12 protein-coding genes and 1 pseudogene are annotated in these 13,365 nt (G+C 63.4%); 8 read left to right on the top strand and 5 right to left on the bottom strand.

Features of this window, described 5'->3' with window-relative positions:
- The first annotated feature begins 183 nt into the window (after window positions 1-183).
- Window positions 184-597: a YybH family protein gene (locus ACP691_RS08055; RefSeq protein WP_426199245.1), complete on the top strand. Its 414-nt coding sequence runs from the start codon at window positions 184-186 to the stop codon at window positions 595-597.
- Between the two features lie 84 nt (window positions 598-681).
- Here ACP691_RS08055 and ACP691_RS08050 read toward each other — a convergent pair whose 3' ends face one another.
- On the bottom strand, window positions 682-2,742 hold the full coding sequence (locus ACP691_RS08050; protein WP_426199243.1) for a M10 family metallopeptidase C-terminal domain-containing protein: 2,061 nt from the start codon (window positions 2,740-2,742) through the stop codon (window positions 682-684).
- 187 nt (window positions 2,743-2,929) lie between these two features.
- Between ACP691_RS08050 and ACP691_RS08045 the strand changes: the two are divergent.
- A pseudogene (locus ACP691_RS08045) lies at window positions 2,930-3,697 on the top strand (MCP four helix bundle domain-containing protein); the annotation flags it as partial.
- Complete coding sequence (locus ACP691_RS08040; RefSeq protein WP_426199640.1) at window positions 3,692-4,555, top strand: methyl-accepting chemotaxis protein; 864 nt, start codon at window positions 3,692-3,694, stop codon at window positions 4,553-4,555. The pseudogene ACP691_RS08045 and the gene ACP691_RS08040, both read left to right, overlap by 6 nt.
- Before the next feature lie 12 nt (window positions 4,556-4,567).
- Here ACP691_RS08040 and ACP691_RS08035 read toward each other — a convergent pair whose 3' ends face one another.
- The 4 genes from ACP691_RS08035 to ACP691_RS08020 all read right to left on the bottom strand — a co-directional run bounded on the left by ACP691_RS08035 (window position 4,568) and on the right by ACP691_RS08020 (window position 7,998).
- Window positions 4,568-5,293 carry a YetF domain-containing protein gene (locus ACP691_RS08035; RefSeq protein WP_426199242.1) on the bottom strand — a complete coding sequence of 242 codons (726 nt, stop codon included), beginning with the start codon at window positions 5,291-5,293 and terminating at the stop codon, window positions 4,568-4,570.
- Window positions 5,290-5,958 (bottom strand): DUF421 domain-containing protein, encoded by a 669-nt coding sequence (locus tag ACP691_RS08030; RefSeq protein WP_426199241.1) that lies wholly within the window; start codon window positions 5,956-5,958, stop codon window positions 5,290-5,292. The genes ACP691_RS08035 and ACP691_RS08030 overlap by 4 nt, the downstream gene beginning before the upstream one ends.
- 93 nt (window positions 5,959-6,051) lie before the next feature.
- Window positions 6,052-6,669, bottom strand: coding sequence for an antibiotic biosynthesis monooxygenase (locus ACP691_RS08025; protein ID WP_426199240.1), 618 nt, complete (start codon window positions 6,667-6,669; stop codon window positions 6,052-6,054).
- A 129-nt stretch (window positions 6,670-6,798) separates the two neighbouring features.
- Window positions 6,799-7,998, bottom strand: coding sequence for a glycoside hydrolase family 5 protein (locus tag ACP691_RS08020; protein WP_426199638.1), 1,200 nt, complete (start codon window positions 7,996-7,998; stop codon window positions 6,799-6,801).
- Window positions 7,999-8,209: 211 nt separating this feature from the next.
- On the opposite strand from ACP691_RS08020, the gene ACP691_RS08015 reads away from it, so the two are divergent.
- From ACP691_RS08015 to ACP691_RS07995, 5 genes are all read left to right on the top strand, one after another.
- A complete protein-coding gene (locus ACP691_RS08015; RefSeq protein WP_426199237.1) occupies window positions 8,210-9,235 on the top strand; it encodes a LacI family DNA-binding transcriptional regulator in 1,026 nt (341 codons plus the stop codon).
- A gap of 73 nt (window positions 9,236-9,308) precedes the next feature.
- Window positions 9,309-10,082: a sugar phosphate isomerase/epimerase family protein gene (locus tag ACP691_RS08010; RefSeq protein WP_426199236.1), complete on the top strand. Its 774-nt coding sequence runs from the start codon at window positions 9,309-9,311 to the stop codon at window positions 10,080-10,082.
- Window positions 10,075-11,025: a sugar kinase gene (locus tag ACP691_RS08005; protein ID WP_426199233.1), complete on the top strand. Its 951-nt coding sequence runs from the start codon at window positions 10,075-10,077 to the stop codon at window positions 11,023-11,025. The genes ACP691_RS08010 and ACP691_RS08005 overlap by 8 nt, the downstream gene beginning before the upstream one ends.
- A gap of 75 nt (window positions 11,026-11,100) precedes the next feature.
- Window positions 11,101-12,390 (top strand): MFS transporter, encoded by a 1,290-nt coding sequence (locus tag ACP691_RS08000; RefSeq protein WP_426199232.1) that lies wholly within the window; start codon window positions 11,101-11,103, stop codon window positions 12,388-12,390.
- 57 nt (window positions 12,391-12,447) lie between these two features.
- The gene (locus tag ACP691_RS07995; protein WP_426199230.1) at window positions 12,448-13,338 is read left to right on the top strand and encodes a copper homeostasis membrane protein CopD; all 891 of its coding nucleotides are present in this window, start codon (window positions 12,448-12,450) and stop codon (window positions 13,336-13,338) included.
- Window positions 13,339-13,365 lie beyond the last annotated feature (27 nt).

Below are 13,365 nucleotides of genomic sequence, written 5' to 3'. Positions count from 1 at the left end.
GACCGTTGAATCCATGCCAGCGCCCGCGCGGCTACCAGGGGTGGTGCCGCCAAAGCCAGACGACTCTGTTTGGCATCGACTGAAGTGATTATTTGCCGGGGCGTATGTGACGTTCCCAGGCCAGGCGGCAAAATCGAGCCATCATAAAAGCCAAGGCCGACCGCCATGCACCAGGACATGCTTATGCCTTTACCTACCGATACTTGCCACGACGAGGTATTACAAGCGGCCCGGCGGCTGGTGGAGGCGTTCGCCAGCAATGACACCGAGCGCTATTTTGCCGCTTTCAGCCCACAGGCGACATTCGTGTTCCATACCACCGGCCAGGTTCTGAGCGACCGGGCGGCCTATAGGGCCTTGTGGGACAGCTGGCAAGAGGACGGCCTGCGAGTGCTGGCCTGTGAGTCCCGGGAACCGCGGGTGAGCGTTCTTGGGGACGTAGCGATCTTCATTCATGAAGTGGCCACACGCGTAAGCCTGGCCGGAACCCTCAGCGACAGCCTGGAACGCGAAACCATCGTATTCCATCGCCAGCCCGGAGCCGACTGGCTGGCGGTGCATGAGCACCTTTCGCCAAGGCCGGTCGGTCAGGCATAGGTCCTGCCGCGCAATGCCCGTCACCCCATCGCTCGCCGGTAACGGGCCGCGCGACGGGGGATGGGTAAGACCGCCTGGATGAGGTCAGCCGATCGAGTGCTGCTCGTCGGCCACTGTAGTTACGCCCACCAGGGTGACGCGCTCCTGCGAGGCAAAGATCATGTTGCTGTCGTAGAGGCTTTCTCGCCAGTCGCCCTCCAGGGCGATCTGGAATTTATGGCCCTGAGTATCGGCCTCCGTGTTCTGCAGATAGGTACGCTCCAGCTGGGCGTTGTACACCATCTTGAGGGTGTCGCCGGTACCATCGCCAAACCCCGTATAGCCTAGGGCCGACACGTCGATCTTGTCCCTTACGGTCATATTGACGATCAGGTCGACCAAACTCCGGGTATCGGTCCGGTAGCTGTCCTCGACCGAGGTGTAGCGGAATATATCGGCATTTTCCGCGTTGTCGAAAAGAATGTCGATGTCCGCCCGGTCACCGCCCTCCAGCCGATCCGCCCCCCGGCCGCCGATGATCACATCCGCGCCGGCGCCAGCGTTGATGCGGTCGTTGCCGTCCAGCCCGAGGATGGTTTCCGACAGGGCCGAGCCTGTGAGCACATCCTTCGCGGAGGTGCCTTCCAAGGTAGGCGCGGTAAAGACCAGGTTGGTTTCATTCAGCCGCCCCAGCAGGTTGCCGTTCAGGGCCAATTCGAAGCGGTGCCCTGCTCCGTCGACATCGTAGCTTTTCAGGTAGGTGCGGCTGCCGTCGGCACTGGCCAGGATAGCCAGGGTGCCGTCATGGCCGTTGCCAATGCCCGAGAAACCCAGCGCGGTGAGGTCGATACGATCCTCGCTGGCGTCGAAGTCGGAGATTCGATCGCTGTTGTTCTGAGTAGCGGTGCGGTAGCTATCGCTCAGTTCGGCGAAGCGGAAGATATCCGCCCCCGCGCCACCCTGTAGCAGGTCTCGCCCACCGTTTCCTTGCAATACATCATCGCCGGCATGGCCATCGACCACCTCGGCCACGCCCGTGCCCTGGAGCACTTCGTCGCCCAGGTAGCCGTCTATGTGATGCTTGCCGTCCTGGCTGCCGAAGCCGCTATCCAGGGTGCCGTCTTCATTCAAGCGCACGAGGTTCAGATCCCGGTCGTCGGAGCCCGCCAACAGAATCTTGCCGTCCTGTTGCACGGCCAGGGACATGGCCTGCTCGAATTCAAGTACAACCTGCCCGTCCCCTCCACCGAAGCTGGTGTCGAAGGTGCCGTCCGCGTTCAGGCGGAACACGCTCGTCAGCGCATCATCCGCTGTCTGGCCCGCAACGATGATCTTGCCATCAGTCTGGACGGCCATTTGGACTTCGCCTTCCAGGCCCAGGGCAACGTCGAAGGACACAACGCCGTCATTGCCAAAACCGGTATCGAGCTTGCCCTCCGAGGTGAAGCGCTGCAGCACGTAAAGCGGGGCATTGGAGGCTTCATGGTTCCATGAGCCGATGACGACACTGCCGTCGTCTGCCACGCCTACCGTGCCGACGCGATAGTACGGGTCATCCACGGTGTTCAATAGCAGCTTGCCCTGATCGCCGAAGCTGTCCAAGAGGCTGCCATCATTGTTCAGTCGGTAGACGGAAGTCGTTTCCGGCCCTCGCGCGCTGAAGACCAGGGTACCGTCTGAAAGCACCTTGAGGTCCGGATCCTTGAAGTCATGAGAAATCTGGAAGGTGGCGACGCCCTCGTCACCGAAGCCGGTATCGATACTGCCGTCGCTGTTGAAGCGCTTGAGCTGGACACTGTCGTCCAGGGTCAGGGCCAACAGCACCTTGCCATCAGCCTGCACCAGCGTTCTCTCGCCGAGCACCTCCGGTGCGTAGGCCGCCGGTACGATGTTCACCCCACCGTCGCCGAAACCGCTGTCCACACTGCCGTCGGTATTGAGCCGCACCGCTGAGTAATTCTGCTCGTAGCCGTAGCTTTCCTCTCCAGGGGCGCCGGGATATCCCCAGGCCAGGTACTGAGTAAGGCCGCCGACTATTATTTTGCCATCTTGGTCGATAGCGATGCTGCGATTGGCATCGGCGTAGCCGCTCACGTCGATCCGGATGCTGCCAGGCGCGGTCGTGACGGTATGGGTGGCTAGCGCAGTACTATCCTTGATGTTCATGAAGAATCCTTCAGGCAAAGGTATGGATCCCTTACTCTAGCCTTCTTCTCGAACTGTGCATCCGAAGCAGGCGGCATCCTGACTTCAGCGCGGCAACTGATTGCTTTATGCAGGTTGCCTACGCCCGGACTTCAGATTTCGTTTCGCTCGGCCGACAACCTTCCATACCTCTTCTGGAGTGCGTCGCATGTCGCTTCGAAACATCGGGATCGCCGCCCGGGCAACCTTCGGGTTCGCGATCATTGCCCTGTTCATGGCGGTATTGGGCATGAACAGCCTACGGCAAATGTCCCAGCTCAATGACAACACCCGCGAGTTGGCTGAAAATTCACTGACGTCCACACGACTGCTTGGCGAGCTCACCGACATTGTGGGTCGGTATCGAACCATGTCGTATTTTGTATTGGTCAACCGCGAGAAAGCGGATGTGGACAAGTCCAGCGCTCGGCTGCAAGAGCTCACCAGTGCCGGGCAAAAGCGCATCGACGCCTACGCGCCCCTGGTCGGCGATGGTGAGGAAGCCCAGGCCTTCAACCAGCTCAAAGCCCTTCATGGCCAGTACCTGGAGGCACTGGATCGCCTGCGTCAGGCCTCGCTCGCCAACCGTGAAGAAGCCCTGGCGCCGCTGATCAGTGGCGACCTGAAACGGATTTCCGATGCTATCGCGCCTGTACTCAAGCAACTCACCGACATCAATCAGCGTAACGGCGATGACAGTGCGGCCTTGGCCCAGGCCAAATATGAAGATGCCCGTCTGCTGGTATCTGTGATGCTTTGCGCGGCGTTCGTGCTGACGGTCGTCCTGGCCTGGCTGTTGACGCGCAGTATCGTGCGCCCCTTGCATAGCGCCGTAGCCCTGGCCGAGAAGGTCGCCAGCGGTGATTTGACTCAACGCATCGAGCCCCAGGGACGCGATGAGGTGACTCGCTTACAGGTAGCCCTGGCCGGTATGCAGGAGCACTTGCGCACTACGCTGTCGCGCATCAGCGGTTCGGCGACGCAGTTGGCGTCGGCCGCCGAAGAGCTCAATGCGGTGACAGAGGAAGGCGCACGTGGCCTCCATCAGCAGAACGACGAAATCGAGCAGGCCGCCACCGCGGTCAATGAGATGACCGCCGCTGTGGAAGAAGTGGCCGGCAACGCTGTATCCACTTCCACCGCCTCGCAAGCGTCCAGCACTGCCGCGATGGACGGACAGCAACGGGTCAGACAGACGGTATTGGCCATCGAACACATGAACGAAGAAGTGGAAGCCACTTCCGAGCAAGTTCGCGGGCTCGCCGAGCGTACTCGTGAAATCGGCAAGGTGCTGGATGTGATCCGCGCCATTGCCGAGCAGACCAACCTGTTGGCGCTCAATGCGGCCATCGAAGCGGCCCGTGCCGGTGAAGCGGGCCGTGGTTTCGCCGTAGTGGCTGACGAGGTACGAGCGTTGGCCCATCGCACTCAGGAATCGACCCGCGAGATCGAGGCGATGGTCAGCGGTATACAGCAAGGCAGTGGCCAGGCCGTAGCTTCCATGCAGACCAGCAGCGAACGCGCCCGTACGACGCTGGAAGCCGCGCGCCGGGCGGGTGCTGCCCTGGAGGACATCACTCGGGGTATCAGCGAAATCTCCGAGCGCAACCTGGTCATCGCCAGCGCGGCCGAAGAACAGGCCCAGGTGGCCCGGGAAGTGGACCGCAACCTGGTCAATATTCGCGACCTGTCCTTGCAATCCGCCGCCGGCGCCAACCAGACCACCGCCGCCAGTCACGAACTTACCCGTCTAGCGGCGGAGCTGAACGAGCTGGTAGGTCATTTCAAGGTCTGATCCGCACTCTGATCAGGCGCTGCGGGCCGGGGCGGTCGACTTCTCGGCTTCAGGTCTGCCCAGGGGGGTGGCGGGTTGCCAGTGGTCGTGTTCGCAGTACGGACAGCGTGGCCAACCTTCGGCATCAGCGGTAGCTGTGTAGCCACAGCAGGCACAGCTCAAGGCCCCGTCACCCAACGGCTGCTCACTGCCTGGCGCGGCAGGGATCAGGGACAGGCCCGGGCGAGGCTGCCGGTAGGTCAGCAGGGTGAAACGGCCAGTGGACTCCAAGTACACCCGGCGCAGCTGACCCAGCTGAACGATGCCCTGCCCGCGCAGTTCGGAGTGGACACGGTCCAGGGTGAGCCCGGCGCCGCGCACATCGTCCATCAGCAGCCTGCCGTCCTTGAGCAGCAGGGTGACATCCCCTTGCACTGCCACTTCGACCCGGCGCCAACGAAAGGACAAGGCGGACAGCCCCCGCTGGAACACCAGGGCGCAACCCAGCAGTACCACGGCCGGCAGCACTCCCTGGCTCGGGGTTTGCAGGGGCGCGCCTATGGCCGCGCCCAGGGTGAGCATCACTGCCATCTCCGAAATGCTCAACTGGGCTGCCATGCGTTTGCCCAGCAAACGCATCACAATGAACAGGGCCGCATAGACCACCAGCGCGCGGCAGCCCACCTCCAGCAGAAACACCCAAGGCGCCTCGCCCACAAGCAAGCGATGCAGCGTCGTCACGCCACCCTGCCCGCTCATTCGTCCAGCTCCCGAGCCGCTGGTTGCCAACGATCGGCGCCACAGCCAGGGCAAGGTTTGGTGGCGGATCCGGGCTCGACATGCCCGCATGAGGCACAGCAGCAAGCGCCGTCGATACAGGCCGCGCGGCGCAGCTCTTCGTCGATTTCCGGAAGAATGCACAGCCCAGGCCGCGGGCGCTCGGCGCGCACCAGGGTAAGCTGGCCGGAAGGCTCCAACCAGGCACGGCCCACCTGCCCGAGATGTTGGATGCGCATGCCGCGCAACAGGCCGTAGAGTTTTTCCCGCGACAAGCCGGCATGCTTGAGGGCGGCCAGCTCCAGCGTGCCTTCGTTGACCACCAGTTCCGGAGCGCCAGCTACCGCGACCGCGAACCGTGGATTCCGGCTGCTCAACGCCACCACCACACGCTGGATCGAAATGAGCACCACAAGAATGATCAACGGTGGCAGCAAGCCCCGTTCCTGAGCCTGAAGCGGAATGCCCACCGCGCCGGCCAGGGTGACGACAATGGATAACTCGAACAAGGTGTACTGGGAAACCACGCGGCGGCCCAGCAGGCGCATGCCATACATCAGCATCCAGTACAGCAAGGCCGCCCGGCCGCAGATTTCCAACAACATCCAGGGGCTGGCTTCGCCCAGCAGAAATCGATGCCACTCCACGGTACATCCCCTTTCGCTACAACAACTCACTTACGAGCGAGGCGCCCGCGACGGGGTTCGGTTTTTCAGTCCGGTCTTCCGGCGAACGGCAGTCTAGAGCGGGGCCAGCCATCGGGCGAACAGTCGGGTGACCCTTGGCATGATCACGAATACAACACTGATGACGATGCACGCCGTGATCAGCATATTGCTCGGAATCAAACCGCCCAGCGCCGGATAGCGAGCGAAAACCGGCTGCCAGAGCAGAGGAATCACAATGGACAGCGGCAAGATGACTGCATAGCTGAGCACCGCCTGTTTCCATTTGGGCGGCTGGGCCGCGCCCTGGTCGTTGGGAGTGAACCAGAACTCAGGGCCGGCATGGATCTGCGGATGATCCCCATCCTCCAGCAGAGGCAGCACTTCGTCGACCAAGGCCCGGCGTTCGCTGGACTCTATCCAGCCTTGCAGAAGTCGCGCGCTGGAAAAGCGCAGCACCGAGGTGAAGACCTGGCCATCTTCGCCTGGCCGTATCACGTTCACCCCCAGATGTCCGGGATGCCGCCGGGCGGCCGTCACGGTGCGCTTGAGCCAGGCCTCATAGCGCTGGCACTGCCCACGACGGACCTTGTGCTGGATGACCAGGGTCACCACGCTGTTGGGCGCTGCCTGCCCAGGGCCCGAAGCGTTGTTCGGCAGGGCCGAGTGAACGACGGTGGTGGGCTTCTCCATGGCTGCGCTTGCTCCGGTAAAAGCATAGCTTGCCTACGCTCAATGGAAGCGAATTGGACGGGTGTGCTGGTTTGCGTCAATGCCAGGCACAAGCGCTTCGGTCGAGCCCGAACCGGGACGAAGGAATGGTCAGGGGGGTGACTGCGCCGGCTTGAACGAGCCCTGGAGGTAGCGGCCAATGACATCGAATAGCGCACTGCCATCGCGCTGGACAGGATCGGGCCTTCCGGCTTCCGCGGCTTGCCAGTATTTCCAAGGCACCGGCGCGCTGCCCAGTTCGTAGTCCATGCCATCCCAGGCGTCTTCCCGAAACGCATAGAAGGCCCAGTGCACGCCGCTGCGCTCGGCGACGTCCAGGACGTCTTCCAGGTAGCTCGCGCACCCGGGCCAGCGGCGCAGGCAGCCGAACTCGCCGAAGACCAGGCGCGACGCCGGCAGCCCGGCCTGCTCCGCCCAGCGGGTGAAGTTGCCCAGGTAAGCGGCTACGCGCTCTCGATTCCAGTACTCCTGGCTTGCGCCGAACGGTGCCATGCCGGGGTACGCGAGGGCGGGCCTTTTCAATGAGGCTGGGTCGCTGGTCATCTGGTAGGGCTCGTACATGTGCACGCTGTACAGGATTCGCCCATCCCCGAGCGCACCCGGCCAATAGGCGAAGCCATCGGCTGCCGCGTACCAGCCCGCGTCCAGCATGATCGGCATCCGAACATCCTGGCTGCGCACCGCGCTGATCAACGTCTGATAGAAAGCCCTGAGATCCCGCCCGCTACCCTGCTGCTCTTGATACCAGGCCCTCATTTCGGCTGCCGACGCGTGTTCGGCCAGGCCACCGTCACGCTCGGGCGCCGGTTCGTTGATCAGGTTATAGGCCGCCACCGCGGGATGACCTTTCAAAGCCCTGGCCAGGTCCCGCCAGAAACGCGTGGCCGCTTCCCAGTTGGCGGGGGCCTGCCACAGGCGATCATCGAATCGGCCATCATTGTTCTGTGCCCAGCGCATCAGTGGCAGCGACAAGGGCGTCAGCACTACCTTCAATCCTGCCTTGTGTGCCCGGTCGAGCACCGCCCTGAGGCGGGCCAGGTCAGCCTGGACCAGCCCCTGGTAATGATCGGCATTGCCTATGAGAAAATCGCGACCACGACTGGGCCACTTGTCGTAGGCCAGGCGAACCCAGGTCGCGCCGGTGGCGGCCAGGGCGTCGAAGTAAGCCTGGCTGGGAGGCAGCCTGTTGAAACTGTTCGCCCCTCGCTGCGGATCGGCCCAAAAACCCAGCGGATCTGTCGCGGTGGCCGGGCTCGCCAGGCCAAGCAGGGCCAGCCATAACACGAGCATCTTGGACATGGGGTCGCCTCTTTGCAGAAAGGCGACAGGCTAAAGAGACCATGAGACCAAAGCTGCCAGTGATTTCCGTAACTTCTGTAGGAAAGAGAGAAATTCGAGGCGTGATCGGGCTGACCAATGGCAGCTTGACCCCGGACGGGAAGTAGGGTTTCCTGAAACCGGTTTCAACCTGTCCAGACAACTACCACAAGGACGACAGGCCATGAGTCGATTCTCCCTCGGCCACCGGGTCACCATGCAGGATGTCGCGCGCCAGGCAGGAGTGTCCAAGGCCAGCGTGTCGCGTTTCATCGGTGAAGACCGTGGTCTGCTATCCGAAGCCATCGCCGGGCGAATCGAACAGGCGATCACGACCCTCGGCTATCGCCCCAATCAAATGGCACGAGGCCTCAAGCGCGGGCGCACCCGGCTGATCGGGATGCTGGTGGCCGATATTCGAAACCCCTACTCCGTCGCCGTGATGCATGGTGTCGAGACGGCATGCCGACAACACGGGTACACGCTGGTGCTATGCAACACCGACCGCGATCCAGGGCGCGAGGTCGAACAGCTGGATGCACTTCGCGCCTATAACATCGAGGGGCTGATACTCATCACGCTTGGCGGGCATGCCGAGCAATTGAAGGCGCTGCGCGGTGAGCTGCCCGTGGTGCTCATCGACCGCAAGCTTGAAAGCTTCGGCACTGATCTGGTAGGCCTGGACAACGGCGCGGCCGTGACGCTAGCCCTGGATCACCTCCTTGAGCGAGGTTACCGAGACATAGCGCTGGTCATGGAACCGGTGGAGGGCGCCAGTTCCCGCGCGGAACGGCGCGCGGCTTTCGAGACGGGCATTTCCGCCAGGCCCGGCATCAAGGGCCGCGTGCTCTACACCGGGGAGGCGCTGGCCGACGATCTCACAGATTTTCGCGGGCGCCTCGATAACGGCCCCAAAGCGCTTTTCTGCGCCAATGGCGTGGCCACCCTGGCCGCTACCCTGGTCTTGGCCGAGGCGGGTGTGCAGGCGTTCGATACCCTGGGCTTGATCGCACTCGACGACTTGGACTGGTACCCCTTGGTCGGCGGCGGAATTACCGCGTTGGCCCAGCCCACCGACGCCATTGGCCGGGTCGCGTTCGAATGCCTGTTGCGACGGCTGCAGGGCGATACCGGGCCGAGCCGACAGATAGACGTACCGGCTCGCCTGATTGTGCGCGGTTCCACCCCGCGCAGAACGCACTACGCTTAACTAGCTGGGGCCAGCGATGGCAAAGAGTGCCGAGCTCGACTGGGCCTGTAACCGGTTTCAGAGGACAACCACAATGCGAATACCCGTTTCCATCAGCCTTTCCAGCTTCGGTGCGCAGCTTGTGCGTGCCCAAGGTCAAGCCTGCTTCCTGCCGCTAGTCGCCCAAGCGGGCGCCAGCCACGTGGAGTTGCGTGAAGAGTTGCTTGAGCCAGGCGCAGACCTCGCCGCCTACCGCCGCCAGGCCTCAGCCCTGGGACTGACCCTGGTATACAGTGCTCCGCTGGAGCTGTGGCACCTCGACGGCAACCGTCCGCAACCCCAGTTGGCAACGGCCCTGGCGGCAGCCTCCGAGGCAGGTGCCTGCTGGCTCAAGGTCTCTCTCGGCCATTTCACGCCTAACGCTGATTTCAAGGCCCTCGCCGATCAACTGAAGGGCTCGCCTGTAAGGCTGCTGGTGGAAAACGACCAGACCGTCCAGGGTGGTCGTATCGAGCCCCTTGTACAGTTCTTCGCGGGCGCGCGGGCCCGCCAGGTTCCAGTGGGCATGACCTTCGACATAGGCAACTGGCAGTGGCAAGGCCAGTCTGCCCTGGGCGCTGCCGGCCAGCTGGGGCAATACGTGGACTATCTCCACTGCAAGGCCGTACGGATGAACCCGGAAAGCAAGCTGGTGGCGGTGCCCCCCGAACGTCATGACCTGGCAGACTGGGCGCGTCTGCTTCGCCGCTTCCCTGAAGGCATTGTACGGGCCATCGAGTACCCTCTCGAGGGCGCGGATACTGGCAAGGTAGCGGCTGAGCGCGTGGCAGAACTGGCCACCCTGGGGCAGGAGGTCGCTCATGCCTGAGTTCGATATTCTCAGCTTCGGTGAAACCATGGCGATGTTCGTGGCCGACGAATACGGCGAACTGGCCAGGGTGAAACGCTTTCACAAACGCATCGCCGGGGCTGACAGCAACGTAGCCATCGGCCTGGCCCGCCTGGGGTTGAACGTGGCCTGGCTGAGCCGGGTCGGCAAGGATTCACTGGGCCGCTTCGTCACCGATACCCTGGTGGATGAAGGCCTGGATTGCCGCTTCGTGCGCACCGATCCCACCCGGCCCACGGGTTTCCAGCTTAAAAGCAGCGAGGCGGACGGGCGCGACCCGGCGGTAGAATACTTCCGCCAGGGCTCGGCCGCCAGCGTGCTGAGCGTCGCCGACCTGGACCCCAGCCTCCTGCGCGCGCGCCATCTGCATGCCACTGGTATTCCCCCGGCGTTGTCCCCTCAAGCACTGGAGCTCTCGACCAGCCTCATCCGGCAGATGCGCGAAGCCGGACACAGCATCTCCTTCGACCCCAACCTACGCCCTGCCCTCTGGGCTGATCAGCGCACCATGGTCGATACCGTCAATCGGCTCGCCTGCCAGGCCCACTGGGTGCTGCCCGGGCTGGCCGAAGGCCAGATGCTCACGGGGCTGGAAGCGCCTCGTGACATTGCCGGCTGGTACCTGGAACGAGGGGTGGAAGCCGTAGCCATCAAGCTTGGTCCGCAAGGTGCCTACTACCGGACCGCTCAGGATGAAGGCGTGGTGGAAGGCTTCGCGGTGGCTCGGGTGATCGACACCGTTGGCGCCGGCGACGGTTTCGCGGTGGGGGTCATTAGCGCGCTGCTCGAGGGCCAGGGCTTCGCCCAGGCGGTCCGGCGTGGCAACTGGATCGGTAGCCTGGCGGTACAGAGCCAGGGCGATATGGAAGGTCTGCCAAGGCGTGAGCAACTGGAAGCGGCGAGGCTGGCGCTGAGCTTGTAGCACCGGGCCGCAAGGCCACCGACGCCTGGCCGGCTTGCAGCCGGGCCCACCTACAACAATACGCGGAGAGCGATCATGAGTACGTTGAAACTGGCCAGCCGTCGCTGGTGGTATCTGATGCCGGTGGTATTCATCACCTACAGCCTGGCCTACCTTGACCGCGCCAACTACGGCTTCGCTGCGGCTTCGGGCATGGCTGAGGATCTGCACATCACGCCCCAGCTGTCTTCATTGCTGGGCGCCCTCTTCTTCCTTGGCTATTTCTTTTTCCAGGTGCCTGGCGCCCTCTACGCAGAAAAGCGCAGCGTCAAGAAGCTCATCTTCGCCAGCCTTATCCTCTGGGGCGGTCTGGCCAGCCTGACCGGTGTAGTCACCAATGCCTATTGGCTCATCGCCATACGCTTTTTCCTCGGTGTGGTCGAGGCGGTCGTGATGCCCGCCATGCTGGTGTACCTGTGTCACTGGTTCACCCGCGCGGAGCGCTCAAGGGCCAATACCTTCCTCATCCTGGGAAACCCGGTGACCATGCTGTGGATGTCAGTGGTCAGTGGCTATCTGGTGCAGCATTACTCGTGGCGCTGGATGTTCATCATCGAGGGCCTGCCTGCGGTACTCTGGGCCTTTGTCTGGTGGCGCCTGGCCGATGAGCGCCCTGCCCAGGCCAAATGGTTGAGCGCGCAGCAACGCCAGGCCCTGGAGAGCGCCCTGGACGCCGAGCAGCAGGGTTTCAAACCGGTCAAGAACTATGCCCAGGCCTTCCGCTCACCCAAGGTCATCCTGCTATCAGCGCAGTATTTCTGCTGGAGCATCGGGGTCTATGGGTTCGTTATCTGGCTGCCCTCGATCCTGAAGAAAGGGCAGGACATGGACATGGTGCAGGCCGGCTGGTTGTCGGCGCTGCCCTACCTGGCCGCGGTAGTGGCGATGATACTGTGCTCCTGGAGCTCGGACAGACTGCAACGCCGCAAGGCGTTCGTCTGGCCACCGCTATTGCTGGCCGCGCTGGCTTTCTACGGCTCCTATGCGCTGGGAAGCACGCATTTCTGGTGGTCCTATGCATTGCTGACCTTCGCCGGAGCCTGCATGTATGCACCCTACGGCCCGTTCTTCGCCATCGTCCCTGAAATCCTTCCGGTCAATGTAGCCGGCGGCGCCATGGCGCTGATCAACAGCATGGGCGCGCTGGGATCCTTCGCTGGCGCCTGGGTGGTCGGCTACCTCAATGGCAGCACGGGCGGGCCAGGCGCTTCCTACCTGCTCATGAGCGCGGCCCTGGCGATGTCGGCGGTGCTCACGCTTTGCCTGACGAAGCGGGATGCGGCGGCCCCAGTCACGCCAGTCGCGCCCCGTACCGCCCATGTCTGACACGTCCGGCAGGGCGACATCGGTGCGCCCGCGGGACCTGATTTGGCCGGTGGGATCATGGCTGCTAAAGTAGCCCGCCCCACTGGCCAGACCACCCTACCCATGACTGCCCTGGTTGTATTCCGCTTCGTTCACTACGCCGCCATTCTGAGCCTGTTCGGGATCAGCCTGTTTCGCCCGCTGTTGCTCAAGGGCGCGCCTCAACTGCCTGCCCTGCGCCAGCGTATGGACCCGATCCTTTGTGTCGTGGCCCTGCTGGGTTTTCTGAGCGCAATCGGCTGGCTCCTGGCAACCAGTGCCGAAATGACCGGAAGCTGGCGTACCGGCATCGCGGCACCAACCCTGCGTACGCTTTTGTCTGATACCAGCTTCGGTCGGGTATGGGCCGCTCACGTGGCCATCTGCCTGGTCCAGCTGGTCTGGTGGCGCCTGCCCGGCCAACGCTCGCCGGTGCCGGCGCTGGCGCTGAGCGCACTGGCCGTGGCGACCTTGGCGCCGGTTGGCCATACCGGTGTCAGCCAAGGGCTGCTAGGCACCTTGGTGGCCTTGAACCAAATGGTGCACCTGGCCGCCGTCGGTGGCTGGTTCGGCGCCCTGGGGCTGCTCGCCTGGATAGCGGCCCAACCACGGGGGCTACAGCCGGCACGCCTGGCCCTTGCCTTCGGCCGCTACTGGATCGGCCTGGTATGGGCGATGGCCCTCAGCGGGCTGATCAACCTCTGGCTGGTGACAGGCGTCTTGATCCCGAGCCCCGGTGCCTACACCGGGGTACTGGCGCTCAAGCTGTTGGCCGTGGCGGGCATGCTGGCGCTGGCCCTGTGGCACCGCAGGCATGCCGCGACGGCAGCGTCGGCGAACTTGCGACTGACCCTGGGGCTCGAATGGGGCTGCGGCTTGCTGGCGCTGATGGCGGTGGCGTTCCTGGGCACGCTGTCACCCGTGGCTTGAGCCTCGAGCCATTGTCTACAGGAGAGG

This window comes from Pseudomonas sp. DC3200b2, from assembly GCF_049895785.1.
Taxonomy (GTDB): Bacteria; Pseudomonadota; Gammaproteobacteria; order Pseudomonadales; family Pseudomonadaceae; genus Aquipseudomonas; species Aquipseudomonas massiliensis.
This window is presented reverse-complemented; position numbering and strand designations above follow the sequence as displayed.

Excerpts from the sequence above, each read along its gene's own strand:
- ACP691_RS08055 (WP_426199245.1), top strand. The coding sequence starts at position 184 with ATGCCTTTACCTACCGATACTTGCCACGACGAGGTATTACAAGCGGCC.
- ACP691_RS08050 (WP_426199243.1), bottom strand. The coding sequence starts at position 2,742 with ATGAACATCAAGGATAGTACTGCGCTAGCCACCCATACCGTCACGACC.
- ACP691_RS07995 (WP_426199230.1), top strand. The coding sequence starts at position 12,448 with ATGGCTGCTAAAGTAGCCCGCCCCACTGGCCAGACCACCCTACCCATG.
- ACP691_RS08005 (WP_426199233.1), top strand. The coding sequence starts at position 10,075 with ATGCCTGAGTTCGATATTCTCAGCTTCGGTGAAACCATGGCGATGTTC.
- ACP691_RS08010 (WP_426199236.1), top strand. The coding sequence starts at position 9,309 with ATGCGAATACCCGTTTCCATCAGCCTTTCCAGCTTCGGTGCGCAGCTT.
- ACP691_RS08015 (WP_426199237.1), top strand. The coding sequence starts at position 8,210 with ATGAGTCGATTCTCCCTCGGCCACCGGGTCACCATGCAGGATGTCGCG.
- ACP691_RS08000 (WP_426199232.1), top strand. The coding sequence starts at position 11,101 with ATGAGTACGTTGAAACTGGCCAGCCGTCGCTGGTGGTATCTGATGCCG.
- ACP691_RS08040 (WP_426199640.1), top strand. The coding sequence starts at position 3,692 with ATGCAGGAGCACTTGCGCACTACGCTGTCGCGCATCAGCGGTTCGGCG.
- ACP691_RS08035 (WP_426199242.1), bottom strand. The coding sequence starts at position 5,293 with ATGAGCGGGCAGGGTGGCGTGACGACGCTGCATCGCTTGCTTGTGGGC.
- ACP691_RS08020 (WP_426199638.1), bottom strand. The coding sequence starts at position 7,998 with ATGCTCGTGTTATGGCTGGCCCTGCTTGGCCTGGCGAGCCCGGCCACC.
- ACP691_RS08025 (WP_426199240.1), bottom strand. The coding sequence starts at position 6,669 with ATGGAGAAGCCCACCACCGTCGTTCACTCGGCCCTGCCGAACAACGCT.